The organism is Nocardioides marmorisolisilvae (genome assembly GCF_031656915.1).
GTDB lineage: Bacteria > Actinomycetota > Actinomycetes > Propionibacteriales > Nocardioidaceae > Marmoricola > Marmoricola terrisoli.
On the sequence record NZ_CP134227.1, the window covers coordinates 2075997 to 2100273 of the forward strand.

The window sequence follows — 24277 nt, forward strand, 5'->3', positions numbered from 1 at the left end:
GCTTGAGGCGCCTCAGGCGCCGTCGGGCTCGAGGATCTGGCGTACGACGTCACCGGCGAACGCCAGCAGGTCCGCGTCCCGGCCAGGACGGGGCACGAGCAGGGTGCTGGTCGCCGGCTTGAGCATCGCCTTCGGGTAGAGGCGCTTGAGCCGGACCGCGCGCGAGTCCGGGAGGGTCACCGGGGCGAGTCGCAGGTAGCTCCCCGGGGCACTCAGCTCGGCCACCCCGACCGCACGCATCCGGATCCGCAGCGCAGCGACCCGGAGCAGCCGCTCGACGGGCTCCGGCGGCGCGCCGTACCGGTCGGTGAGTTCCTCGCGAAGCTCCTGGACGTCCTCGTCGGTGCGCACCTCGGCCAGCCGCTTGTACATCTCCAGGCGCAGCCGGTCGCTGGGCACGTAGCCGTGCGGCAGGTGCGCGTCGACCGGGATCTCGATCCGCACCTCCTGCAGCTCCTCGGGCGCGCCCTCGTTGCGGAACTCGCTCACCGCCTCACCGACGAGCCGCACGTAGAGGTCGAACCCGACGTCGGCGATGTGGCCGGACTGCTCCCCGCCGAGCAGGTTGCCGGCGCCGCGGATCTCCAGATCCTTCATCGCGATGGCCATCCCGCCGCCGAGGTCGGAGTGCTGGGCCAGGGTGGCCAGCCGTTCGTGGGCGGTCTCGGTCAGCGGCTTCTCTGCCGGATAGAGGAAGTAGGCGTACGCGCGCTCGCGGGACCGGCCCACGCGTCCGCGCAGCTGGTGCAGCTGGGACAGGCCCAGGGTGTCGGCCCGCTCGATGATCATCGTGTTGGCGTTGGAGACGTCCAGGCCGGACTCCACGATCGTGGTGCACACGAGCACGTCGAAGCGCTTCTCCCAGAAGTCCAGCATCACCTGCTCGAGCTGGTGCTCCCCCATCTGGCCGTGCGCGGTGGCCACCCGCGCCTCCGGGACCAGCTCCTTGATCCTGGCGGCGGCCTTCTCGATCGAGTTGACCCGGTTGTGGATGTAGAACACCTGACCGTCGCGGAGCAGCTCACGCCGTACGGCGGCGACGATCTGCTTGTCGTCGTAGGCACCCACGTAGGTCAGCACCGGGTGCCGCTCCTCGGGAGGCGTGGTGATCGTGGACATCTCGCGGATGCCGGTGATCGCCATCTCGAGCGTCCTCGGGATCGGGGTCGCGGACATCGCCAGCACGTCCACGCTGGTGCGCAGCCGCTTCATCAGCTCCTTGTGCTCGACCCCGAAGCGCTGCTCCTCGTCGACGATGATCAGACCGAGGTCCTTGAACCGGATGTCTGCGTTGAGCAGCCGATGGGTGCCGATCACGATGTCGACCGAGCCGTCGGCCAGCCCGGCGACGACGTCCGCGGCCTCCTTGTCCGTCTGGAAGCGGCTCAACGCCTTCAGCACGACCGGGAAGCCGCTCATCCGCTCGGCGAACGTGGCGGAGTGCTGGGTGACCAGCAGGGTCGTCGGCACCAGCACCGCGACCTGCTTGCCGTCCTGAATCGCCTTGAACGCCGCCCGCACCGCGATCTCGGTCTTGCCGTAGCCGACGTCGCCGCAGACCAGCCGATCCATCGGCACCGTGCGGCGCATGTCGGCCTTGACCTCTTCGACGGTGGTCAGCTGGTCGGGCGTCTCGTGGAAGGGGAACGCGTCCTCGAGCTCGCGCTGCCAGGGTGTGTCCGGGCCGAACGCATAGCCCTTGGTCGCCTGCCGGGCGGCGTACAGCTTGATCAGCTCTGCGGCGATCTGCCGGACCGCCTTGCGCGCCCTCCCCTTGCGCTTGGCCCAGTCGGCGCCGCCCAGCCGGTCCAGGTTGGGCTGTTCGCCGCCGACGTACCGGGTGACCTGGTCCAGCGCGTCGGTGGGCACGAACAGGGTGTCATTGGGCATCCCCCTCTTGCCGCCGTACTCGAGCACGAGGTACTCGCGCACCGCCCCCTGCACCTCACGCTGCCGCATCTCCACGAAGCGGCCGACACCGTGCTGCTCGTGGACGACAAAGTCGCCGGGCTTGAGCTCGAGCGGATCGATCTGCTTCTTGCGCCGCGCCGGCATCTTGCGCATGTCGCGGGTCGAGGCGGCCTGTCCGGAGATGTCCTCGCCGGTGAGCAACAGCAGCCGGTCCGTGGAGAGCCCGGACTCCAGGCAGCCCTGCGCGACCAGCACGACGCCCTCGCCGGTCGTCGGCGGGTCGGTGATCTCCTCGACGTAGCGCGCGGGAATGTCATGCTCGCCGAGCACCTCGACGATCCGGTGGGCGGGCCCGTGGCCCTGGTGGACGACGACGACCGATCGGTCCGGCAGTGCGGCGCGGATGTCGGCGATCGCGTGCTCGACCTCGCCGCGGTACGGCGTGATGGCCTGCACCGGATGGTCCGCGCGCGGCCGATCCTCGTCGGGGACTGCGTCCTCGGCCTCGGCGTCGTCCAGACCGAACGGCCCCATCCCCCACCAGGCCTTGCCCTGGGACAGAGTGTGCGCCTCGACGTCGTCCAGCTGCCGCAACGAGGCGGCCCCGAGGTCGATCGGCGAGCTGCCTCCGGAGGAGGCCGCTGCCCAGCTGGCGGCCAGGAACTCCTCACTGGTGGCGACGAGGTCATGGGCTCGGGTGCGGACCCGCTCGGGGTCGAGGACCAGCACGTGAGTGGACTCCGGGAGGAGGTCGACGAGCATCTCCATCTCGTCGACGAGCACCGGCGCCAGGGACTCCATCCCCTCTGCGGCGATGCCCTCGGCGAGCTTTTCGGTGATCTCGCGCAGCTCGGGGTGGGCGCGGCCGAGCTCGGCCGCGCGCCTGCGCACCTCGTCGGTGAGCAGCAGCTCGCGGCACGGTGGCGCCCATACCCGGTCGACCGACTCCACGGTGCGCTGGTCGGCCACCGCGAAGGTGCGGATCTCGTCGACCTCGTCGCCGAAGAACTCCACCCGGCGCGGGTGCTCCTCGGTCGGTGGGAAGACGTCGACGATGCCGCCTCGTACGGCGAACTCGCCGCGCTTCTCCACCAGGTCCACCCGGGAGTACGCGGCATCGGCGAGCCGGCGGACCACGTCGTCGATCTCGATCGTCTGGCCGACGGTCAGCTCGACCGGCTCCAGGTCGGCGAGTCCCTTGACCTGGGGCTGCAGCACGCTGCGCACCGGGGCCACGACCACCCGCAGCGGCCCGGTCCCGGCCCCGGCCCCGGTCCCTGAGCCTGAACCGGTCCCTGAGCCTGAACCGGTCCCTGAGCCTGCCCCGGTCCCTGAGCCTGCCCCGGTCCCTGAGCCTGCCCCAGCCCCTGAGCCTGCCGAAGGGCCTTGCGCCGGTCCGAGGGAAGGGTGCCGCAGTCGCCGCAGCACGGCCAGCCGGCGGCCGACAGTGTCGCTGCGCGGGCTCAGCCGTTCGTGCGGCAGCGTCTCCCAGGCGGGGTAGAGCGCGACGGTCTCAGGGTCGACGAGATCGCCCAGCTGGTCGACGAGGTCCTCGGCCTCGCGCACCGTCGCGGCGACAGCGAGCACGGTCCGGCCGGCCTCCACCAGCCCAGCGACGAGGTGCGGGCGCAGCGCCACCGGCCCGGTCAGCCCGAGGGTGGGACGCAGGTTGCTGCGGGCGTCGGCCATGGCCTCGGCGAGGACGGGCTCGGCGAGGACGGCGGCGGAGAGGCCGGAGAGGCGCAACGGGGGCTCCTGGACACAGGCAACACGACGGCCCCCTGTCGGGTCGACGAGGGGGTGTGGCGGAACCGGGACGGCCCGCGATGGCCGAGTCTAGTCGGCCGCGGTCAGCGGGTGGGCACCCTGTCGGTGCGCCAGACCTTCGCGTGGGCGATCACCACGGGGTGGTCGGTGGTGCGTCGTACCAGCGGACCGGCGTCCCAGGTGTAGCCGCTGAACTGAACCCCCGGGGAGCCGAGGATCCAGTCGAAGCCGTAGGGCCGCGGCTGGACCGCGGGCATCCGGCACCCGCCGGCGCCGGAGCCGCCGTTCGCCGCGTGCATCGCGCTGCCGGTGGCGAACGGGCACCAGAAGCCGGCGTGGTCGTTCATGTCCCCGGCGATGATCAGCGGCGCGTGTCCAGGCTGGCGCAGCAACGCGTTGGCGTTGGCGACCTCCTCAGCCACCGCGCGATGCCGCCAGCCGACGTTCTGCGGGAACGCCGGGTTGTGATAGCTGGTCACCCAGAACTCCACGCCGTTGGCGCGGTCCCGCAGCAGCACCTGCGGGTAGGGCCGACGGTGACCGTGGAAGTAGGGGTAGGACCTCGTCTCGGCCTTCACCAGCTCGAAGCGGCTGCGTCGCCAGGCCACCGAGTTCTGGCCGTCCCAGCCTCGCCGTGACGTGCCCGGCCAGAGACTGAACGTGCCTCCGAAGGCACGGCTGAACGCCGCCGACTGCGGTGCCTGCCACTCCTGCAGCGAGACCACATCGGCGTGGTGCGCCTGCAGGATCTGGCCGACCCAGTGGGCCCGGACCGCGCCCGGCGCCATCCGGGCCCGGTCGCCGTGGCCGCCGGTGTGCGACGCACCCAGAGCGTTGAAGGACACCATGGTGAACTGGGTGGAGCTGCCGAGCAGCCGGCTGTGCGCCATCACCTTCGCCGCCAGCGCCCGGGCGGCCCGACTGTGCCTCCTCTGGGCCTTGCGGAGCGTGGCGTCGGCCCGGTTGCCGGCGCGGCCAGCGCGCATGCTCGACGGGCTCGACGTGCGTCCGGAGGGCGTCGCCGACGGGCTCGGCGTCCCCTGCGCTCCTGGCTGCGAGTCCTGGGGGACGAACAGTGCGTCCCGTTGCTCCCACCCGACCACGATGACGGCGGCGGAGAGTACGGCGGCGACGGTCACCTTCATCCACGTGCCGTAACGCAACTGCCGCATCATCCAAGCCTATCCGGATCGCGAGCGCCGCGGGCCGCTGTCCGGGGGCTGCTCGCCGCGCACCGGCTCCCTCCTGATCGTCGCTCGGACGGCGCCGCGGCCGGTCAGGTGTTCCAGGGCCCTTCTGGCGCGCTGACCCGGGCCTCGTCGGCCTCCCGGTCCGTGAGCTGCTCCTGGCTCTGCCGCTCGGCCTCGACCCGTCGGAGGTAGTGGTCGACCTCCTCGGCGATCCGCGCCTCGTCCCAGCCCAGCTCGCCGCCCATCAGCGTGGCGACGGGTAGGGCGGCCTCGATGCCGCGGTCGAAGGTCTCGATGGAGATCCGGGTGCGGCGGGCCAGCACGTCGTCGAGGTGGCGGGCCCCCTCGTGGGTGACCGCGTAGACGACCTCGGCCGCCAGGTAGCCCTGGGCCCCGTCGATCGGCCGTCCCAGCGTGGGTCGCTCGGCGACCAGGTCAAGGACCTCGTCGACCAGGCCGCCGTACCGGCCGAGCAGGTGGTCGATGCGGCCGACGTCCAACCCCGATCCGCGGGCAAGGGACACGCGTTGGTTGGTGCGGGTCTCGAACCGGCTGGCGCCCGCGAGCAGCACTCGCTCGGTGATCGACGGGCCGACGTCGTCGCGCTCGCGCACGGCCATGTCGACGGCGTCGGCGGCCATCACCCGGTATGTCGTCAGCTTGCCGCCGGCGATCAGGACCAGGCCCGGTGTCGGACTGACCACGGTGTGCTCTCGGGAGATCCTGGTGGTCGCGGCGGCGACGTCGCCACGGTCCTCGTCGTGCGGCACCGTGCCGCGCAGCAGCGGTCGCAGCCCGGCGTACACACCTTGGACGTCACCGTGGTCCAGCGGGTCTCGCAGGATCTTGTTGACGTGACCGAGCAGGTAGTCGATGTCCGCCCGGGAGGCCGCCGGGTGCGCGAGGTCGAACTGCCACGGGGTGTCGGTGGTGCCGATGATCCAGTGCGCGCCCCACGGGATGACGAACAGCACCGACTTCTCGGTGCGGGTGATGAAGCCGCACTCCGAGCGGATCCTGGCCCGCGGCACGACCAGATGGATCCCCTTGCTCGCCTCGACATCGAGCGCACCGGCTCCACCGACCAGCTCCTGGATCGCGTCGGTCCACACCCCGGCCGCGTTGATCACCACCCGGGCTCGGACCTCGAAGTCGACGTCGTCCTCGAGGTCGCGCACCGTGACGCCGACGACCCGCCCCCCGGACCCCGAGCCGCTCGAAGGGTCGCGCAGGAACCCGGTCACCTTGGCGCGGGTCGCGACGTGGCCGCCGTACGACGCAGCGGTGCGGGCGATCGTGGAGACCAGCCGGGCGTCGTCGACCTGACAGTCGTAGTAGCGGATCGCCCCGTGCAGCTCGTCGGTGCGCAGGTCGGGCGCCAACCGGGCGAGCTGCTTGCGGAAGACGTGGCTGTGCTTGGGAACGCCCGTCTCGTGGTGGCCGGCGCGAGCTCCGAGCTGCGCCATCGCGTCGTAGAGCAGCAGCCCCGCACCGACGTACGGCCGCTCCCAGGCCGCCTTCAGGGGGTAGAGGAACGGCACCGGACGGACCAGGTGCGGGGCGAGCCGGGTCTGCAGCAACCCGCGCTCCTCGAGCGCCTCCTTGACGAGAGCGAAGTCGAGCATCTCCAGGTAGCGCAGACCGCCGTGCACCAGCTTGCTGCTCCGGCTGCTGGTGCCGCTGGCCAGGTCGCGCTGCTCGACCAGGGCCGTCGACAGGCCGCGGCTGACGGCGTCCAGGGCGGTACCGGTGCCGACGACTCCGCCACCCACGACGAGGACGTCCAGCGGTTCGGCCGGCGTGGTCGCGCTCATTGCCGCGATCGCGGCTGCGCGGGCGCCGGGGCCGAGCTGGATGGTGCGGACCATGCCCCCAACATAGGGGGGCGGCCGAGCGCTACTGGACGACGACCTCGATCCGCTGGAACTCCTTGAGCTCGGTGTAGCCGGTGGTGGCCATGGCGCGACGCAGCGCGCCGACGAGGTTCATCGTCCCGTCCGCGACTCGCGACGGGCCGAAGAGGATCTCCTCCAGCGAGCCGATCGTGCCGAACTCCACGCGCTGGCCACGGGGCAGCTGCGCATGGTGCGCCTCGGCTCCCCAGTGGAAGCCCTTGCCCGGCGCCTCGGTCGCCCGGGCCAGCGGCGAGCCGACCATCACCGCGTCGGCACCGCAGGCGATCGCCTTGGCGATGTCCCCGCTGCGGCCGATCGACCCGTCGGCGATCACGTGCACGTAGCGGCCACCGGACTCGTCGAGGTAGTCCCGGCGGGCCGCAGCCACGTCGGCGACCGCGCTCGCCATCGGCACTGCCACGCCCAGCACCGACCGGGTGGTGTGCGCGGCGCCGCCGCCGAAGCCGACCAGTACGCCCGCGGCTCCGGTGCGCATCAGGTGCAGCGCCGCCTGGTACGTCGCGCAGCCGCCGACGATCACCGGCACGTCGAGCTCGTAGATGAACTCCTTGAGGTTCAGCGGCTCGGCCTGGCCGGAGACGTGCTCCGCGCTGACGGTCGTGCCCCGGATCACGAACATGTCGACGCCGGCGTCGACGACCGTCTTCGCGAACTCCTTGGTGCGCTGGGGACTCAGCGCGGCGGCCACGGTCACGCCCGCGTCGCGCACCTGGCGGACGCACTGGGTGATCAGCTCGGGCTTGATCGGCTCGCTGTAGATCTCCTGCAGCCGCGACACCGCCGCCACACCCTCCAGCCCGGCCACCTCGTCGAGCAGGTCCGTGGGGTCGTCGTACCGGGTCCACAGCCCCTCGAGGTTGAGCACCCCGAGGCCGCCGTACTGCCCGAGCGCGATGGCGGTGGCCGGGGAGACCACCGAGTCCATCGGTGCCGCGAGGATGGGCAGCTCGAACCGGTAGGCATCGATCTGCCAGGAGACGTTGACCTCCTCGGGGTCGCGGGTGCGCCGGCTCGGCACGATCGCGATGTCGTCGAAGGCGTAGGCCCGGCGACCGCGCTTGGCGCGGCCGATCTCGATCTCGCTCATGCGGTGTCCCCAGGATGTTGATCGTCAGTGGAGCGGAGCGGCGGAGCCGAAGGGCGTGGTGGCGTGCTCACCGTCCAAGGCTATCCGGATCCGGGGGTGGTGCTCCGTACGGTGGGTGCATGCCGACCAGTCCCGCCGCTCCCACGCTCCTCGACCAGGCCGTCGTCACCCGGGTGATCGAGGCCCTGGCCGGGCCGGGCGCCCGGCTGCGCGAGGACCAACAGCGTGCCGTCGAGGCGCTGGTCGCGCCGGGCTCCCGGGTCCTCGTGGTGCAGCGCACCGGTTGGGGCAAGTCGGCGGTCTACTGGTGCGCCACCGCGCTGCACCGGGCGGTCGGCCGCGGGCCGGCCCTGGTGGTGAGCCCGCTGCTCTCCCTGATGCGCGACCAGGTCGCTGCCGCCGCCCGTGCCGGCCTGCGGGCCGCCACGATCAACAGTGCGAACATCGGCGAGTGGTCCCAGATCGAGGGCCGGCTGGCCGCCGACGAGCTCGACGTCGTCCTGGTCTCGCCGGAGCGGTTGGCGAACCCCGGCTTCGGCGCCCGGGTGCTGGACGCGCTCGCCGGCCGGCTCGGGCTGCTGGTCGTCGACGAGGCGCATGCCGTCTCCGACTGGGGCCACGACTTCAGGCCCGACTACCGCCGCGTCTCCGACGTGCTGCAACGGCTCAACCCCGAGACGCCGGTGCTGGCGACGACGGCGACCGCCAACGAGCGGGTCACCGCCGACGTCGCCGCCCAGCTCGGGGAGGCGACGCTGGTGCTGCGTGGCCCGTTGGCGCGGGCATCGCTGGAGCTGGCCGTGGTGGACCGACTCACCCCGATCCAGCGCTACGCCTGGGTGGTCGACCATCTGCCGCGGCTGCCCGGCTCGGGCATCGTCTACGTGCTGACCGTGGCCGATGCCCAGCGGCTGGCGGAGGCGGTCCGGCTGGTGCACGGTGACGCCGTACCGGTCGCGGCCTACACCGGACAGCTCGACGCCGACACACGACACCGCCTCGAGGATGCGCTGCGCGCCAACGAGGTGAAGGCGCTGATCGCCACCTCCGCCCTCGGGATGGGATACGACAAGCCCGACCTCGGCTTCGTCGTCCACGTCGGGTCGCCGCCGTCGCCGGTCTCCTACTACCAGCAGGTCGGCCGCGCGGGCCGCGCGATCGAGCACGCCTCGGTGGTGCTGCTGCCCTCGGACGCCGACGAGGGGGTGTGGGACTACTTTGCGACCGCCACCATCCCGGTCGAGGCCGAGGTCCGGTCCCTCCTCACCATCCTGGCGGCGGCGACCGAGCCGATGACGGTGCCCGCCCTGGAGGCCGAGACCGGGCTGCGTCGCACCAAGGTCGAGCTCTACCTCAAACAGCTCGCGGTCACCGGCGTGACCGAGCGCACCGCCGACGGTTGGTCGGCCACGGGGGCCACCTGGGAGCACGACGCCGAGCACTACGACGGGGTGCTCGCGGTGCGTCGCCGCGAGGCCGACATCATGCGCGCGTACGTCCGCGGCGAGGGCTGCCTGATGCAGTTGCTCCAGGAGTCGCTGGACGACCAGACGGCTGCCCCGTGCGGACGCTGCTCGGTGTGCCGCAGTGGGCTGCCCGACCCCCTCGAACCGGAGCCCCGCGCGGAGACCGCCCGCACGGTCGCCACCGGCCTGCGCACCAGCGCGCATCTGCTGGAGCCACGCAAGATGTGGCCCGGAGGCGAGTTCGGCACCCGCGGGCGCATCCCAGCGAACCTGCTGGCCGAGTCCGGACGCGTGTTGGTCCATGCCGACGCGCCCGAGTGGGCCGACACCCTGGCCGCCGCCCGTCGGGGTGAGGAGGCGGCGATCGAGGAGATCACGTCCGCCTGCGTCGGCGTGCTCCGCCGGTGGCGCGGGGAGTGGTCGGCCCGGCCGGAGGTGACGGTCGCCCTCACCGCCGGCGGCGACGCGCTCGCCGACCGGGTGGCCGGTCACCTCGCCGAGGTCGGCCACCTCGACCGGGGCAGGCTCGCCATCGCCGGCGGCTCCCCGCCCGATCGCGACGTCCCCAGCGATCGCGAGGCGGCGTACTGGCGGACGGCGCTGTCCGTGGCCGATCCGGCCGACGTCGCCGACCGGGTGGTGCTGCTGGTGGTCGACCGGAGTTGGAGCCAGTGGCCGGTCACCGTCGCGGCGGCCAAGCTCCGCGAGGCCGGCGCCACCGCGGTGCTGCCGCTGCTGGTGCACCGGCAGGCGTGAGGTCGCAGAGCCGCTGACTGCCTTCAGTCGGTCAGGTCGAGATGCATCACGTGCAGGCCGACGTACTCGCCCGTGGGCCGACGGAACGCGCCGGGCACCGTGCCGACGATCGTGAAACCGAGCGACCGCCACAGGCGTACGGCGGCGGCGTTCGTCTCCACGACCGCGTTGAACTGGATGGCGCGGAAGCCCTCCGTGCGGTGCCAGTCCACGGCGTACTCACCGAGGGTGCGGCCGACCCCGCGACCGCGGGCCGAGGAGGTGACCAGGAACGACGCGGTGCCGACGTGGGCGCCGTTGAACGGCCGGTTCGGACCCATGTGCGCGGTGCCGAGGAAGACGTCGTCCGCCTCGGCGACCACCGTGTGCCGATCGGAGAGCCAGTACGCCCGCAGCGCGGCGTCCGGCATCGCCGGGTCACCGGTGTAGGTCTCGCCCTCGGTCAGGACGGCACGCAGCAACGCGCCCACGGCCGGCCAGTCGTGCTCGCAGTAGACCCGCACCCGCACCGGCGCCGGCGTCATCTGGCCGAGTAGTTCGGCGCCTCGACCGTCATCTGCACGTCGTGCGGGTGCGACTCGGCCAGTGAGGCCGAGGTGATCCGCACGAAGCGGCCCTTGTCCTGCAACTCGGGCACGGTGCGTGCCCCGACATAGAACATCGACTGGTTGAGCCCGCCGATGAGCTGGTGTGCGACCGCGGCGAGGGGCCCGCGGTAGGCGACCTGGCCCTCGATGCCCTCCGGGACGATCTTGTCGTCGCTGGTGACCTCCGCCTGGAAGTAGCGGTCCTTGGAGTACGACTTCTTGCCGCGGCTCGACATCGCGCCGAGCGAGCCCATCCCGCGGTAGGACTTGTACTGCTTGCCGTTGACGAAGACCAGCTCGCCGGGGCTCTCCTCGCAGCCGGCCAGCAGCGAGCCGATCATCACCGAATCGGCCCCGGCGACGATCGCCTTGGCGATCTCGCCGGAGTACTTCAGCCCGCCGTCGGCGATCACCGGCACCCCGGCCGGCCTGGCCGCCAGCGATGCCTCGTAGACCGCGGTCACCTGCGGTGCACCCACCCCCGTGACCACCCGGGTGGTGCAGATCGAACCGGGCCCGACGCCGACCTTGATCGCGTCGGCCCCCACGTCGATGAAGGCCTGGGCGCCGGCGCGGGTCGCCACGTTGCCGCCGATCACCTGGACGTGCCGGGTCGCCGGGTCGGTCTTGAGGCGCTGCACCATGTCGAGCAGCATCCGGACGTGGCCGTGAGCGGTGTCTGCGACCAGGACGTCGACGCCGGCGTCGATCAGGGTGGTGGCCCGCTGCCAGGCGTCACCGAAGTAGCCGATCGCGGCGCCCACCATCAGGCGGCCGTTCTCGTCCTTGCTGGCCAGCGGGAACTGCTCGGACTTCACGAAGTCCTTGACGGTGATGAGCCCAGCGAGGCGGCCATCGCCGTCGATGATCGGCAGGCGTTCACGCTTGTGCTGGCGCAGCAGCACGGTCGCGTCCTCGTGCGAGATGCCCACGGGTGCGGTGATCAGCGGCATCGGCGTCATCACCTCGTCGACCTTGGTGGTGGCCCACTCCGCGACCGGGGTGAATCGCAGGTCGCGGTTGGTGATGATCCCGATCAGCCGGTTGTCCGGGTCGACCACCGGGAAGCCGGAGATCCGGTACTCCCCCGCCAGGTGATCGAGCTCCTCGAGGGTGGCGTCGGGCCCGATCGTGACCGGGTTCGGGATCAGTCCGGTCTGGGTCCGCTTGACCAGGTCGACCTGGTAGGCCTGGTCCTCGATCGACAGGTTGCGGTGCAGCACGCCCAGGCCGCCCTGGCGGGCCATCGCTATCGCCATCCGCGACTCGGTCACCGTGTCCATCGCGGCGCTGATCAACGGCACCCTGATCTCGATCTCCCGAGTGAGCCGGGTGGTGGTGTCGATGTCGCTCGGCGCCAGATCGGACTCGCCAGGAAGCAGCAGCACGTCGTCGTAGGTCAGGCCGAGCGAGGCGAACTTCGCGGGGACTTCGGGGGCGTGGACGTCGGGGTCAAGGGGCGCGCCGGAGGTCATGCTCCAGTCTAATCAGCCGCCGGGTCGAGGCCGCGGACGGGATCGTGCCCGCGTCGTCTCCGCACCGAGCGCCCTGCGTGCTTGACTGGAGCCATGGATGCCGTGGACACGGCGTTCGCCGCCGTCCCGCGCTCGGGGTTCCTGCCGCCCGCAGACCGCGACCGAGCCGACTTCGACGGCCCGGTCCTGATCGGTCACGGGCAGACCAACTCCCAGCCACGCACGGTCGCGGCGATGCTCCGGCTGCTGGAGGTCGGGATCGGCATGCGGGTGCTCGACGTGGGTGCCGGCTCGGGCTGGACCACGGCGCTCCTCGCGGAGCTGACCGGTCCCGGCGGAAGGGTCGTCGGCGTGGAGCGAGTGCCCGCGCTGGCGCAGTGGGGTGCGTCGAACGTCCGCGCTGCCGGGTACCCCCACGCCACGGTGGTCGAGGCCGCTGAGGGTGTGCTCGGGCTGCCCGCGGAGGCGCCGTACGACCGGATCCTGGTCTCCGCCGATGCCCCCGCGGTTCCCGGCGTACTCCTCGACCAGCTGGCGGAACCCGGCCGGATGGTGCTTCCGGTGCGCTCGACCATGACGCTGGTACGCCGCCACGACGGGCGCGACGAGCTCAGCCAGCACGGCGGCTATCGATTCGTGCCCCTGGTGGGCTGACCCTGGAGCCCGAACCGCCGGGTCGCCGGACTTTTCCCAGGTTCAGAACCCATCGGTCACGGCTGGACACAGGAAGGTCCCTGTTCACACACCAACTCTCATGTGTGAACAGGGACCTTGGGTTCCTAACCTGGGAAAAGTCCAGGAGCGTCAGTGACCGTGGCCGTGGCCGTGGCCGGCGTCGGGCTCCTCGTCCTCGGGCTTGTCGACCACCAGGGTCTCCGTGGTGAGCAGCATGCCGGCGATCGAGACGGCGTTGGTCAGCGCGGCCTTGGTGACCTTGACCGGGTCGAGGACGCCCTGGGCGACCAGGTCGCCGTACTCGCCGGTGGCGGCGTTGTAGCCCGTGCCGGGCCCGGCCTCGCGCACCTTGGCGGTGATCACGTAGCCGTTGTCACCACCGTTCTCGGCGATCCAGCGCAGCGGCTCGTCGGCTGCCTTGCGGACCACCCGCACACCGATCGACTCGTCTCCGGTGAGGCCTAGGTCGTCGGAGAGGACCGAGACGGCGTGGATCAGCGCGGAGCCACCGCCGGGGACGATGCCCTCCTCGATGGCGGCGCGGGTCGCGGAGACGGCGTCCTCGATGCGGTGCTTCTTCTCCTTCAGCTCCACCTCGGTGGCGGCGCCGACCTTGACCACGCAGACTCCGCCGGCCAGCTTGGCCAGCCGCTCCTGCAGCTTCTCGCGGTCCCAGTCGGAGTCGGACTTCTCCACCTCGGCCTTGATCTGGTTGACCCGGCCGGCGACCTCGGCGGTGTCGCCGCCACCCTCGATGATCGTGGTGTTGTCCTTGGTGACCACGACGCGGCGGGCGGTGCCGAGCACGTCGAGACCGACCTGGTCGAGCTTGAGGCCCACCTCGGGCGCGACGACCTGGCCACCGGTCAGGATCGCGATGTCCTGCATCATCGCCTTGCGGCGGTCACCGAAGGCCGGCGACTTCACCGCGACGGCGTTGAAGGTGCCGCGGATCTTGTTGACCACCAGCGTCGAGAGCGCCTCGCCCTCGACGTCCTCGGCGAGGATGAACAGCGGCTTGCCCGACTGGATGACCTTCTCCAGCAACGGCAGCAGGTCGGCCACCGCGGAGATCTTGCCCTGGTGCAGCAGGATGTAGGGGTCGTCGAGCACCGCCTCCATCGACTCGGGGTCGGTGACGAAGTACGGCGACAGGTAGCCCTTGTCGAACTGCATCCCCTCGGTGAAGTCGAGCTCGGTGCCCATCGTGTTGGACTCCTCGACGGTGATCACACCGTCCTTGCCGACCTTGTCGAAGGCCTGCGCGAGCAGTGAGCCGATGGTCTCGTCACGGCTGGAGACGGTGGCCACCGCGGCCATGTCCTCGACGGAGTCCACGTCGCGCGACGCGTCACCCAAGGCGGCGACGACGGCGGCGCAAGCCGCATCCATGCCGCGCTTGAGGCCCATCGGGTTGACGCCGGCAGCGACGGCCCGCAGGCCCTCGTGCACCATGGCCTGGGCGAGCACGGTCGCGGTGGTGGTGCCGTCACCGGCGACGTCGTTCGTCTTGGTGGCGACCTCCTTGGTGAGCTGGGCACCGAGGTTCTCGAACGGGTCGTCCAGCTCGATCTCGCGCGCGACGGTCACGCCGTCGTTGGTGATGGTCGGGGCGCCCCACTTCTTGTCCAGCACGACGTAGCGGCCCTTGGGGCCGAGCGTCACCTTGACCGCGTTGGCCAGGGCGTCGACGCCCCGCTCGAGCGCGCGGCGGGCGCTCTCGTCGAACTCCAGGATCTTCGGCATTGCTTCAAACTCCTTCGGGGAAAACGGCGATCGCCCGGGAAACGTCCTGCGGCGCGGTCGTCAGGGAGACCAGGTCGCAGGACGTCCCGGGCGATTCGGGGTGGATCAGGAAACGACAGCGAGGACGTCGCGGGCCGAGAGGATCAGGAACTCGTCACCGGCGTACTTGACCTCGGTGCCGCCGTACTTGCTGTAGATGACCTTGTCGCCGACATTGACGTCGAGCGGGACACGGTTGCCGTTGTCGTCGATGCGGCCGGGGCCGATCGCCAGGACCTCGCCCTCCTGGGGCTTCTCCTTGGCCGTGTCCGGGATCACCAGGCCGGACGCGGTGGTCTGCTCCGCGTCGAGCGGCTTGACCACGATCCGGTCCTCGAGGGGCTTGATGTTGACCGACACGCTTGATCAACCTCCACTTTCCAGTGATGTCGTTGGGATTTGCGAAGTTCGCTGGCAAACTCACGGGGAGAGTGCCAATGAGAAAACTAGCACTCAACGCAAACGAGTGCCAGAGCACCCCGGGTTCCGCCCCCACTGACAAGATGACCCGGTGGACGTCGCGACCTTCGAGTGGCTGCTCACCGACGAGGGACGGGCGCTGCTCGACGCAGCCGGGCGGGCCGAGGGCGACGCCCTGACGGTGGGGGCGACCCTGCGCCGAGAGCACGATGGCGACCGGGTCGCCGCCGCGCTCACCCAGGTGGAGCTGCGCCGCCGGGCCGCGTCGAAGTTCGGCCCACTCGCCGCTCAGATGTTCTTCACCACCGACGGGCTCGAGCAGGCCACCCGGCTGCGTGTCGCCGAGCACCGGGCAGCACGGCTGCAGGCCGCCTCGGTGGCGACCGCGGTCGACCTCGGCTGCGGGATCGGCGGCGATCTCGTCGCGCTGGCCCGAGCCGGGCTGACCGTCGCAGGCGTCGACCTGGACCCGGTGAGAGTTGCCGTGGCCCGCGCGAACCTCGCCGCGCTGGGGCTCGGCGGCGCGGTCGAGGTCGCCGATGCCACCCTGGTCGACACAGCACCGTTCGAGGTCGCGTACGCCGATCCGGCGCGACGCTCGGCCCGCGGCCGGAGCTTCCGCGTCGACGAGTGGACCCCGCCGTGGTCGTTCGTCGAGCAGCTGTTCGCCCGGGACGCCTGCGTCAAGGTCGCTCCCGGCATCCCCCACGCGCTCGTCCCCGCCGGTGTCGAGGCCGAGTGGGTCAGCGACCACGGCGAGGTCAAGGAGGCCGCACTCTGGTCCGGCCGGTTGGCCACCGATGCCCGCCGGGCCACGGTGATCGGCGATGGTGGCCTGGTCACCGTGACCGACTCCGACCCCACCACCAACGAGGTCCGGCCGGTGGGACGCTGCCTCTACGAGCCCGACGGGGCAGTCATCCGAGCGGGGCTCGTCGGTGCTGTCGCAGCCGGGGTGAACGGCGGCCTCATCGACCCGAAGATCGCCTACGTGACCGCGGACCACGCGTTCGTGACGCCACTGGCCCGCTCCTACGAAGTCCTTGAGGAGCTGCCCCACCGCGAGAAGCAACTGCGTACGGCGCTGCGGGAGCGCCACATCGGCAGGCTGACCATCAAGAAGCGTGGGGTCTCCGTCGTGCCCGACGAGCTGCGCCGACGGCTGGACCTGAGCGGCGACGAGGAGGCCACGATCGTGCTGACCCGCGCCGAGGGCCGAGGCGTCTGCTGGCTGGTGCGGCCCTTCGGCGCGGCGAGGTGAGCGAGCCCGCCTCCGGCTCCGAGGTCGGCTTCGCACCGATGCCGGGGCGCTGGGTGGCGCTGTTGCTGTGCTGCTCGGCGCTGTTCATGACCCTCCTCGACGTCAGCGTCACCAACGTCGCGCTGCCGTCGATCGGACGAGCGACCGGCGCCGGACCGTCCCAGCTGCAGTGGGTGATCAGTGGCTACACCCTCGCCTTCGGCCTGGTGCCGGTGCTGGCCGGACGGCTCGGCGACGACCACGGCCGGCGCCGGATGTTCCGGGTGGGCGTCGCCGGGTTCCTGCTCACCAGCGCATGCGCCGGGCTGACACCGACGAGCACCCTGCTGATCGTCGCGCGGGTACTGCAGGGGCTCTTCGGTGGGCTGATCAACCCGCAGGTGTCCGGCCTGGTCCAGCAGCTGTTCCGCGGCTCCGAGCGCGGTCGGGCCTTCGGCGTGCTCGGCACCACGGTGGGCGTCGGCACCGCGCTGGGGCCGATCGTCGGCGGCGGTCTGATCGAGCTCGGTGGCCCACATCTCGGCTGGCGCCTGGTGTTCTTCATCAACGTGCCGATCGGGCTGACGATCCTCGCGCTGAGCCGGCGGCTGCTCCCCGAGGACCCGGCGCGAGGCAAGCACCGGCTCGACGTGCTCGGCTCGCTGGTGCTCGGTACGGCCACGTTCTGCGTGCTCTTCGCCGCGGTCGAGTACGACTCCTTGCACGACGCCCGGCTCGCCTGGCTGGGCGTGCCCGCCGTCGTGCTGCTCGGTCTGTTCTGGCGCCGCGAGCGTCGGCTGACCCGCGACCGGGCCGATCCGCTGGTCGACCTCCGGTTGTTCCGGCAGCCGTCGTACACCGCGGGCGTGGTGCTGGCGCTGGCCTACTTCCCCGCCATGGCAGGGCTGCCCCTGGTGATGGCGCTGTACTACCAGTACGGGCTCGGGTTCAGCGCGATCCACTCCGCGCTCGGGGTGACCGCCTACGCCCTCGGCAACGCCGTCGCGGCGCCGCTCGCCGGTCGGGTGGTCACCCGGGTCGGTCGACCGCTCGTGGTCGGCGCTGCGCTGACCTTCGGTCTCGGGGCGGTGGCTCTCGCGCTGGTCGCCCGCAGTGGCCCGCAGTGGCCCGGACAGCCTCGCCGCCTGGGAGATGGCCGGTCCGCTGTTCGTGATGGGCTGCGGCAGCGGCGCCCTGATCACCCCCAACCAGACGCTGACGCTGATGCACGTGGACCCCGTCGTCGGGAGTACGGCGGGCGGCGTGCTGCAGACCTCCCAGCGGATCGGCCTGGCGATCGGCCAGGGCGTCATCGGCGCCGTCTTCTTCGCATCGGTCGCCGGCACCGGCCCGCAGGCCTACGGCCACGCGGTGGCGATGGCCGTGCTGGCGGCCCTCGGCTTCGTGGTCGCTGCGGTGGCCGTGGGGACGGCCGACCTCGTCCAGGCCCGGCGCCGCGAGGCGCGGTGAAGCGGCATCACCGCGGCCGCCCGGTGAGCGACCGGCCCACCAGGGCAACCAGGGCCAGCCCCACCCCGACGCCGACCACGTCGGCGACCACGTCGTGCCAGTCACCGTCGCGGTGGATCGGCAGCACCGCCTGCAGCACCTCACTGACCACCGCGTAGCCGACCAGGCCGGCGCCGAGGCGGCCGGCGCCGAGGCCGGCCAGCCGGCCGGTCAGCGCGAGCACCACGAAGATCGCGGCGTGCTCGGCCTTGTCGGAGATGTCCGGCCCCGCGGGCAGGTCCGGGCCCGGGGTGAAGAACGCGAGCAGGGACAACAAGAGCACGCCCCCGAACGGATAGACCTCCCAGCGCTGGCCCACGGTGCAGGTCGGACCTCAGCCGGCCACGGGAAGGTGCATCGTCGGTCGCCCGGCGGCCACCCGGCGCCGCTCGGTGGCGATGACGAGGTCGTGCAGCCCACGGTTGTCGCCCAGACGCAGGCGGTCGGGCACGACCGCCTGCGACCGCCGTACGCCGGCGGCAGCGGCCCGGAACGCGCGCTCGTGAGCCGGGGTCCAACGAAGGCCATAGAGGCGCCGCACCGAGGCCGGCAGCATCCCCTGGACTACAAGGTTGGTCGCCCGGATCCCGACCCGCAGGGTGATCGGCACCGGCATGTCGCGGGCGATCGCCCGACCGACCACCCGTGCCTCGTCAGTCAGGTGCATCCGGTCGCTGCGGAACCAGGCGGCCATCCACTCCTCGAAGTCCAGGCCGGTGGCCGGCGCCGCCGAGCGTGGCATCCCGAACAGCTGCCCGAACCGCACCCAGTCTGCCCATAGGTCCTCGCGTTCACCCCGGCTCAGCGGCCGCACCAACGTCTCGAACGCCACCCGGGACGAGTCCGCAAGCATCGCCATCGTCCAGAACATCAGCGTCGGGTCATAGGCGTCGTACGGCGTGCCGGCCGCGAAGCTGCCCTCGTCGCGCTCCAGCCGCCCCCGCACCTTCCGGTGCATCGCCGCCACCTGGGCAAGCACCCGGTCAGCCTCAGCCGTGCTGCCGAAGAAGACCGTCTCGAACACCTTCGCCGTGCTCGCCAGCCGGCCGAACGGCCGCTCCTTGGCATGGGTGGAGTCGGAGGTGCCGACGTAGGGCACCGGATGGGTAGCACCGATGATCAGGGCCCGCTGGCCGTAGGTGTGCCCCACGGCGCGGTGGGACTGCACGAACCGGAGCATCGACCCCTCGGGGAAGTATCCGTCCGCCATGGACGCGAGCCTAGCCGACCGTGACAGTTCTGCTGTCAGGCTTGCCCGGATCAGTCGAAGAGCACGACGGAGCGCAGCACGCTCGGCCCGTCGTCGGAGGAGTGCTGCATCGTGGCGAAGGCGGCCTCGACGTCGCCCAGCCCGATCTCCTCGGAGACGAACGCGTCGAGGTCCAGCCGGCCCTGCCGGTAGAGGTCGATGAGCATCGGGAAGTCCCTGCTGGGCAGGCAGTCGCCGTACCAGCTGGACTTGAGCGCGCCACCCCGCCCGAAGACGTCGATCAGCGGGATGTCCGGCAGCTTCATGTCCGGCGTGGGTACGCCGACCAGCACGACCGTCCCCGCGAGGTCCCGGGCATAGAAGGCCTGCTTCCACGTCTCCGGGCGCCCGACCGCGTCGATGACGACGTCACACCCGTTGCCCCCGGTCAGCGCCCGGATCTCCTCGACCGGGTCGCTCCGGGTGGAGTTGACGGCGTGGGTGGCGCCCATCCGGCGGGCGATCTCCAGCTTGCGGTCATCGACGTCGACCGCGATCACCGGCGAGCCACCGGCCAGCACCGAGCCGGCGATGGCGGCGACGCCGACCCCTCCGCAGCCGATCACCGCGACCGACGTGCCTCGGCTGACCCGGCCCGTGTTGATCGCCGCCCCGAGGCCGGCCATCACCCCGCACCCGAGCAGGCCCGCAGCAGCGGGTCGGGCGGACGGGTCGACCTTCGTGCACTGGCCGGCGGCGACCAGGGTCTTCTCGATGAAGGCGCCGATGCCGAGCGCGGGCGTCAGCGGGGTGCCCGCCTCCGGGCCCTCGGCGAGCGTCATCTGCTGGGTGGCGTTGTGGGTGGCGAAGCAGTACCACGGCTCGCCGCGCTCGCAGGCGCGGCAGCTGCCGCACACCGCACGCCAGTTGAGGATCACGAAGTCGCCGGGCGCGACCGTGGTGACGTCCGGGCCCACCTGCTCGACGACGCCGGCCGCCTCGTGCCCGAGCAGGAACGGGAAGTCGTCGTTGATGCCGCCCTCGCGGTAGTGCAGGTCGGTGTGACAGACCCCGCACGCCTGCACGCGTACGACGGCCTCGCCGGGGCCGGGATCAGGAACGTTCACGAGCTCGATGCTGACCGGGGCGCCCTTCGCACGGGCCACCACTCCTCTGACCTGCTGCATGCCCCGAGCCTCGCCGGTGAAGCGGCTCTTGTCGAGATGCAACCTCGGCGCGCCGTGATGCGTGTGTAGGGCAGCAGACCAGACGGGGTGAGGTGATGATGGGACAGACCACGACGGCGACCAGGAGCGGGGTGTCGATGCGCAGCGCGCGCGCGGCTCGGGAGGCTGACTTCGAGGCCTGGATGACAGCTCGCCAGCCGGCGCTGCTGCGCACGGCGTACCTGCTCTCCGGGGACACCCACACCGCCGAGGACCTCGTCCAGACGACCCTGGCCAAGCTCTACCTCGCGTGGGACCGGATCAGCGACCACGAGCACGTCGACGCCTACGCGCGGCGCGCGCTGGTCAACGAGCACCGTTCCGGCTGGCGGCGTCCGTTCCGCCGGCGCGAGGTCCTCAGCGAGCAGTTGCCCGAGCGCGGGCACCACGACAGCCCGGACGACGGGACCCACACCGCGCTGTGGTCGTTCGTGGGCACCCTGCCACCCAAGCAGCGCGCAGTGATCGTGCTGCGCTACTACGAGGAGCTCAGCGAAGCGGAGACGGCCGAGGCACTCGGGATCTCGGTCGGCACCGTCAAGTCACAGGCCAGCCGTGCGTTGGCCGCGCTCCGAGACCGACTTCCCGACCATCCCGAGCTCGACCGCCGGGAGGAGGACCGATGATGAACACCGAGGACCAGCTGCAGCAGATGCTGCGCCGCCAGGCGGACCGCTTCGACGACCTGCCGGGGGCCGGCTCCGACTTCGGCCAGGTCCGTGCCCGGGCCCGTGGCATCCGTCGTCGCCGTCGCCAGCGCGCGGCCGGACTGGTCGCCGCCGCCGTCGTGGTCGTCACCGTGCCGACCGCGGTACTGCTGCACCCCGGAGGCACCACCGTGCCCACGCCGTCCCACCACGGCACCCCGCTGCCGTCGCCGAGCCCGAGCCCGAGCCCGACGCACGCCCCGCACCGGACGCAGGGATCGTCGCCAGCGATCCACGACCTCGCCGCGATCCCCCGCGGTGCCGATGCGACGGTGGGGTACCTCGACCAGAACGGCGTCGTCCACTACCAGGGCCAGACCGGTCGACTTCCGGGCGACCCTGCCACCGTGACCCAGTTCCACGACTTCCGGGGCGGCTGGGTCGTCGCCCGCGATCTCAAGATCACCCAGTACGACCAGAACGGCAACGTGGTCCGCACCGGCGCCAACAACGGGATCAAGGTCTCGTCCGACCGCGTAACGGTGGCGTGGCAGTCCGGTCGCACGGTCTTCTACGGGCCGGACAACACCATGGGCAACGGCGGGCCGACTCAGGCCACCGCCCCCGCCGGCGAGTCCATCATCGGCTTCCTGCCCTACGGGCCGGCGCTCGCCGGGGACGGCAACAAGATCACCACGATGGACAACGCCGGGCGGTTCGTGACACAGACGGTCGGGCTCATCGCCACGACCACCTCTCAGTCCGCGAACCTGGTCGGCGGCCTGACCGGGAGCGTCGCGAAGTCGACCCTCGCCGGGGGGGTCTACGACATGGCCGCCCACACACTTCTGTGGAGCGGCCCGTGGCGGCCGGTGTCGTTCAGCGACGACGGCAAGTACGTCGCGGCCTTCCCGGTCGCCCACAACGGCGACGTCGGCACCTGGGCGATCCTCGATGCTCGCACCGGCAAGGTGATAGCCCGCACCCCGAAGCTGAGGAAGGTCTATCTGGGCTACACGCCGGCCTGGCAGGACGACGACACGCTGACGTTCACCGGTGCCACTCTCACGCAGAGCGCCTTGCTGACGCTGAAGACCGACGGGACGTTCTCCCGGGCCAGCGACATCGTCCCGACCAAGTACACGAAGAGCCCCTTCGTCTTCGAGGCGCAGCCGTGAGCCTGGCTGCGGGCTGCGGACGCGTCGCCTAGGCGAGGACCAGCTCGACCGGCATCGAGGAGTCGGCGGGCAGGTCGATCGCCGACGGGGTGCGCCCGCGGGCCACCATCTCCGATCCGAGCGCGGCGACCATCGCGCCGTTGTCCGTGCACAGCCCTGGTCGTGGCACCCGGACCCGGATGCCGTGCCCGGCCGCCCGCTCCTCGGCGAGCACCCGCAGCCGGGAGTTGGCCGCGACGCCGCCGCCGATCAGGATCGTGTCGATGCCCTCGGTGGCTGCGGCATCGACGGCCTTGCGGGTGAGCACGTCACAGACCGCTTCCTGGAAGGACGCGGCCACGTCGGCCACCGGCACCGGCTCACCGGCCGCCTCGCAGGCCTCGACCCAGCGCGCGACCGCGGTCTTCAGCCCCGAGAACGAGAAGTCGAACCGGTGCCGCTCGAGGTCCCGCCGTGAGGTCAGCCCGCGCGGGAAGTCGACGTACACACTGCTGCCCTCACGGGCGGCGCGGTCGATGTGCGGACCGCCGGGGAAGGGCAGCCCGAGCAGCCGGGCGACCTTGTCGAAGGCCTCGCCGGCCGCGTCGTCGATCGTGGCGCCGAGTGAGTGAACGTCGCCGGTGACGTCTCCGACCCGCAGCAGCGAGGAGTGTCCGCCGGAGACGAGCAGCGCCAGGCAGGGGTCGGGCAGTGCGCCGTGCTCGAGCTGGTCGACGGCGACGTGCGCTGCCAGGTGGTTGACGCCGTACAGCGGCTTGTCGAGCGACAGCGCGAGCGCCTTGGCGGCCGCGACCCCGACCAGCAGGGCACCAGCCAGCCCCGGCCCGGCGGTCACCGCGATCGCGTCGACGTCGCCCAGGGCCACGCCCGCGGTCTCGCAAGCCCGCTCGAGCGTCGGAGTCATCGCCTCCAGGTGCGCGCGGGCCGCGACCTCGGGCACGACTCCGCCGAACCTGGCGTGCTCCGCCACCGAGCTGGCCACCGCGTCCGCCAGCAGCGTGTGCCCGCTGACGATCCCCACCCCGGTCTCGTCGCACGAGGTCTCGATGCCCAGCACCAGCGGTTCGTCGGCCATGCCGCCGATTGTCGCTCAGCACCGCACCACCTGGGCGCGGGGGTACGGCGGCTCGCTCAGCCGCAGCCCTTGATCAGGGGCAGCCGCATCACCACGGCCGTCGACCCGTCGCGGTAGTAGCGCGGCCGCCGATCGATCTCCACGAAGCCGCTGCGTGCGTAGAAGCCAAGTGCGCCGGCGTTCTCCGCACGGACCTCGAGCAGCAGCCGATCCGCGCCCCCACCGCGTCCGGCGTCCTGGACCGCGGCGAGCAAGGAGGTGGCGACGCCGCGACGACGCCACGACGGCGCGACCGCGATCCGCTGCAGCTCGGCGATGTCGCCGGCCACAGACACCACGGCGTGGCCCACCACGCCGTCGACCGCATCGTCGGCGACCAGGTAGCGCACCGTCGGCAGCGTCCCGGCAAGTCCCTCCTCGACCAGCCCGCGCGGCCAGGCGTCGGCGCCCAGGCAGCCGTCCTCGAGGCCGACGACGGCGTCGCCGTCGGCGGGGGTCGCCGCCCGCACGGCCACCACGTCACTCACGAGACGCGCTTGGGCCGGTGCGGCTCCATCGCATCAGGCCTGCGCAAGTAGAGCGGCTCCGGATCCAGGAGCTCGAAGCGCTCGTGCACGACCACGTCGCACAGGACCGCCGCGCTCGGGTGCTCCGGCGCGGCAGTGTGCGGGAACGCCTCCGGGTAGAGCACCGCGCCGCGGCCGACGACCAGCCGCTCCGTCGCGGCGTCCGCGGGCCGAATCACCTGCGGGCCGTCGACGCGCGCGGCATCGTCGTACGACGCCAGGTAGACCTCCTTGCGGCGTGCATCGGTGGCGACCAGGAATTCTTCGTGGCCCGCATCGACGGCCTCCGCCGCCAGGATGTCGAGGCTGCAGACGCCGTAGACCGGGATGCCGAGCGCCAGCGCCATCGTGCGGGCGGTGACCAGCCCGACCCGCAGGCCGGTGAACGGGCCCGGGCCCACGCCGACGGCGACGGCGGTCACGTCCCGGTTGGTCGCACCGGCCGTGCCGAGCACGTCCGCGATGCCGGGCGCCAGCATCTCGCCGTGCCGCATCGTCTCGGCGGAGGAGTACGACGCCACCACCCGATCGCCGTCGTGCAGCGCGACGGTGACGTGGGGGGTGGCGGTGTCGAAGGCCAGCAGCACGCTCCCGAGGGTATCCGTGTGGCGC

Annotated in this window: 19 protein-coding genes; 6 read left to right on the forward strand and 13 right to left on the reverse strand. The window is 71.8% G+C overall.

The genetic code is table 11. The features are described 5' to 3' along the window. Window positions 1-12: 12 nt before the first annotated feature. The 4 genes from mfd to Q9R13_RS09965 all read right to left on the reverse strand — a co-directional run bounded on the left by mfd (window position 13) and on the right by Q9R13_RS09965 (window position 7871). Window positions 13-3600 carry a transcription-repair coupling factor gene (gene mfd / locus Q9R13_RS09950; protein WP_409340248.1) on the reverse strand — a complete coding sequence of 1196 codons (3588 nt, stop codon included), beginning with the start codon at window positions 3598-3600 and terminating at the stop codon, window positions 13-15. A 161-nt stretch (window positions 3601-3761) separates the two neighbouring features. Then, window positions 3762-4850, reverse strand: coding sequence for an endonuclease/exonuclease/phosphatase family protein (locus tag Q9R13_RS09955; RefSeq protein WP_310964971.1), 1089 nt, complete (start codon window positions 4848-4850; stop codon window positions 3762-3764). 104 nt (window positions 4851-4954) lie between these two features. Beyond that, a complete protein-coding gene (locus Q9R13_RS09960; RefSeq protein WP_310964972.1) occupies window positions 4955-6736 on the reverse strand; it encodes a glycerol-3-phosphate dehydrogenase/oxidase in 1782 nt (593 codons plus the stop codon). Between the two features lie 28 nt (window positions 6737-6764). Further along, window positions 6765-7871 carry a GuaB3 family IMP dehydrogenase-related protein gene (locus tag Q9R13_RS09965; RefSeq protein ID WP_310964973.1) on the reverse strand — a complete coding sequence of 369 codons (1107 nt, stop codon included), beginning with the start codon at window positions 7869-7871 and terminating at the stop codon, window positions 6765-6767. A 119-nt stretch (window positions 7872-7990) separates the two neighbouring features. Between Q9R13_RS09965 and Q9R13_RS09970 the strand changes: the two genes are divergently transcribed. Then, window positions 7991-10093 carry a RecQ family ATP-dependent DNA helicase gene (locus Q9R13_RS09970; protein WP_310964974.1) on the forward strand — a complete coding sequence of 701 codons (2103 nt, stop codon included), beginning with the start codon at window positions 7991-7993 and terminating at the stop codon, window positions 10091-10093. Between the two features lie 23 nt (window positions 10094-10116). Here Q9R13_RS09970 and Q9R13_RS09975 read toward each other — a convergent pair whose 3' ends face one another. Together Q9R13_RS09975 and guaB are read right to left on the reverse strand one after the other, a co-directional pair. Continuing rightward, entirely contained in the window at window positions 10117-10617 is a 501-nt protein-coding gene (locus tag Q9R13_RS09975; RefSeq protein ID WP_310964976.1) for a GNAT family N-acetyltransferase, read from the reverse strand. Beyond that, window positions 10614-12155, reverse strand: a complete 1542-nt coding sequence (guaB, locus tag Q9R13_RS09980) for an IMP dehydrogenase (protein WP_310964977.1) — start codon at window positions 12153-12155, stop codon at window positions 10614-10616. Before guaB ends, Q9R13_RS09975 begins: the two co-directional genes overlap by 4 nt. A gap of 93 nt (window positions 12156-12248) precedes the next feature. On the opposite strand from guaB, the gene Q9R13_RS09985 reads away from it, so the two are divergent. Further along, the gene (locus Q9R13_RS09985; protein ID WP_310964979.1) at window positions 12249-12809 is read left to right on the forward strand and encodes a protein-L-isoaspartate O-methyltransferase family protein; all 561 of its coding nucleotides are present in this window, start codon (window positions 12249-12251) and stop codon (window positions 12807-12809) included. A gap of 150 nt (window positions 12810-12959) precedes the next feature. Here Q9R13_RS09985 and groL read toward each other — a convergent pair whose 3' ends face one another. Together groL and groES are read right to left on the reverse strand one after the other, a co-directional pair. After that, on the reverse strand, window positions 12960-14576 hold the full coding sequence (gene groL / locus Q9R13_RS09990) for a chaperonin GroEL (protein ID WP_310964981.1): 1617 nt from the start codon (window positions 14574-14576) through the stop codon (window positions 12960-12962). 105 nt (window positions 14577-14681) lie between these two features. After that, window positions 14682-14975: a co-chaperone GroES gene (groES, locus tag Q9R13_RS09995; protein ID WP_310964982.1), complete on the reverse strand. Its 294-nt coding sequence runs from the start codon at window positions 14973-14975 to the stop codon at window positions 14682-14684. Between the two features lie 151 nt (window positions 14976-15126). Here groES and Q9R13_RS10000 point away from each other — a divergent pair, with 151 nt between their 5' ends. Next, window positions 15127-16296: a class I SAM-dependent methyltransferase gene (locus Q9R13_RS10000; protein WP_310964983.1), complete on the forward strand. Its 1170-nt coding sequence runs from the start codon at window positions 15127-15129 to the stop codon at window positions 16294-16296. Beyond that, window positions 16293-17903 carry an MFS transporter gene (locus Q9R13_RS10005; RefSeq protein WP_310964984.1) on the forward strand — a complete coding sequence of 537 codons (1611 nt, stop codon included), beginning with the start codon at window positions 16293-16295 and terminating at the stop codon, window positions 17901-17903. The genes Q9R13_RS10000 and Q9R13_RS10005 overlap by 4 nt, the downstream gene beginning before the upstream one ends. A gap of 215 nt (window positions 17904-18118) precedes the next feature. Here the strand turns inward: Q9R13_RS10005 and Q9R13_RS10010 are convergent, their stop codons facing one another. Then, window positions 18119-18994, reverse strand: coding sequence for an oxygenase MpaB family protein (locus tag Q9R13_RS10010; RefSeq protein WP_310964985.1), 876 nt, complete (start codon window positions 18992-18994; stop codon window positions 18119-18121). A 50-nt stretch (window positions 18995-19044) separates the two neighbouring features. Continuing rightward, window positions 19045-20160: an S-(hydroxymethyl)mycothiol dehydrogenase gene (locus tag Q9R13_RS10015; protein WP_310964986.1), complete on the reverse strand. Its 1116-nt coding sequence runs from the start codon at window positions 20158-20160 to the stop codon at window positions 19045-19047. Between the two features lie 95 nt (window positions 20161-20255). Here Q9R13_RS10015 and Q9R13_RS10020 point away from each other — a divergent pair, with 95 nt between their 5' ends. Continuing rightward, a complete protein-coding gene (locus tag Q9R13_RS10020) occupies window positions 20256-20825 on the forward strand; it encodes a SigE family RNA polymerase sigma factor (protein ID WP_310964987.1) in 570 nt (189 codons plus the stop codon). Then, complete coding sequence (locus Q9R13_RS10025) at window positions 20822-22024, forward strand: hypothetical protein (protein WP_310964988.1); 1203 nt, start codon at window positions 20822-20824, stop codon at window positions 22022-22024. Before Q9R13_RS10020 ends, Q9R13_RS10025 begins: the two co-directional genes overlap by 4 nt. 28 nt (window positions 22025-22052) lie before the next feature. On the opposite strand, the gene tsaD is transcribed toward Q9R13_RS10025, so the two are convergent. From tsaD to tsaB, 3 genes are read right to left on the reverse strand one after another with little or no spacing between them, the layout of a single operon-like run. Then, entirely contained in the window at window positions 22053-23099 is a 1047-nt protein-coding gene (gene tsaD, locus Q9R13_RS10030) for a tRNA (adenosine(37)-N6)-threonylcarbamoyltransferase complex transferase subunit TsaD (protein WP_310964989.1), read from the reverse strand. A 56-nt stretch (window positions 23100-23155) separates the two neighbouring features. After that, a complete protein-coding gene (locus tag Q9R13_RS10035; protein WP_310964990.1) occupies window positions 23156-23626 on the reverse strand; it encodes a GNAT family N-acetyltransferase in 471 nt (156 codons plus the stop codon). After that, window positions 23623-24252: a tRNA (adenosine(37)-N6)-threonylcarbamoyltransferase complex dimerization subunit type 1 TsaB gene (gene tsaB / locus Q9R13_RS10040; RefSeq protein WP_310964991.1), complete on the reverse strand. Its 630-nt coding sequence runs from the start codon at window positions 24250-24252 to the stop codon at window positions 23623-23625. Before tsaB ends, Q9R13_RS10035 begins: the two co-directional genes overlap by 4 nt. Between the last annotated feature and the right edge of the window lie 25 nt (window positions 24253-24277).

Coding starts and splice junctions, on each gene's coding strand:
- mfd (WP_409340248.1), bottom strand. CDS start 3,600: ATGGCCGACGCCCGCAGCAACCTGCGTCCCACCCTCGGGCTGACCGGG.
- Q9R13_RS09955 (WP_310964971.1), bottom strand. CDS start 4,850: ATGCGGCAGTTGCGTTACGGCACGTGGATGAAGGTGACCGTCGCCGCC.
- Q9R13_RS09960 (WP_310964972.1), bottom strand. CDS start 6,736: ATGGTCCGCACCATCCAGCTCGGCCCCGGCGCCCGCGCAGCCGCGATC.
- Q9R13_RS09965 (WP_310964973.1), bottom strand. CDS start 7,871: ATGAGCGAGATCGAGATCGGCCGCGCCAAGCGCGGTCGCCGGGCCTAC.
- Q9R13_RS09970 (WP_310964974.1), top strand. CDS start 7,991: ATGCCGACCAGTCCCGCCGCTCCCACGCTCCTCGACCAGGCCGTCGTC.
- Q9R13_RS09975 (WP_310964976.1), bottom strand. CDS start 10,617: ATGACGCCGGCGCCGGTGCGGGTGCGGGTCTACTGCGAGCACGACTGG.
- guaB (WP_310964977.1), bottom strand. CDS start 12,155: ATGACCTCCGGCGCGCCCCTTGACCCCGACGTCCACGCCCCCGAAGTC.
- Q9R13_RS09985 (WP_310964979.1), top strand. CDS start 12,249: ATGGATGCCGTGGACACGGCGTTCGCCGCCGTCCCGCGCTCGGGGTTC.
- groL (WP_310964981.1), bottom strand. CDS start 14,576: ATGCCGAAGATCCTGGAGTTCGACGAGAGCGCCCGCCGCGCGCTCGAG.
- Q9R13_RS10010 (WP_310964985.1), bottom strand. CDS start 18,994: ATGGCGGACGGATACTTCCCCGAGGGGTCGATGCTCCGGTTCGTGCAG.
- Q9R13_RS10015 (WP_310964986.1), bottom strand. CDS start 20,160: ATGCAGCAGGTCAGAGGAGTGGTGGCCCGTGCGAAGGGCGCCCCGGTC.
- Q9R13_RS10020 (WP_310964987.1), top strand. CDS start 20,256: ATGATGGGACAGACCACGACGGCGACCAGGAGCGGGGTGTCGATGCGC.
- Q9R13_RS10025 (WP_310964988.1), top strand. CDS start 20,822: ATGATGAACACCGAGGACCAGCTGCAGCAGATGCTGCGCCGCCAGGCG.
- tsaD (WP_310964989.1), bottom strand. CDS start 23,099: ATGGCCGACGAACCGCTGGTGCTGGGCATCGAGACCTCGTGCGACGAG.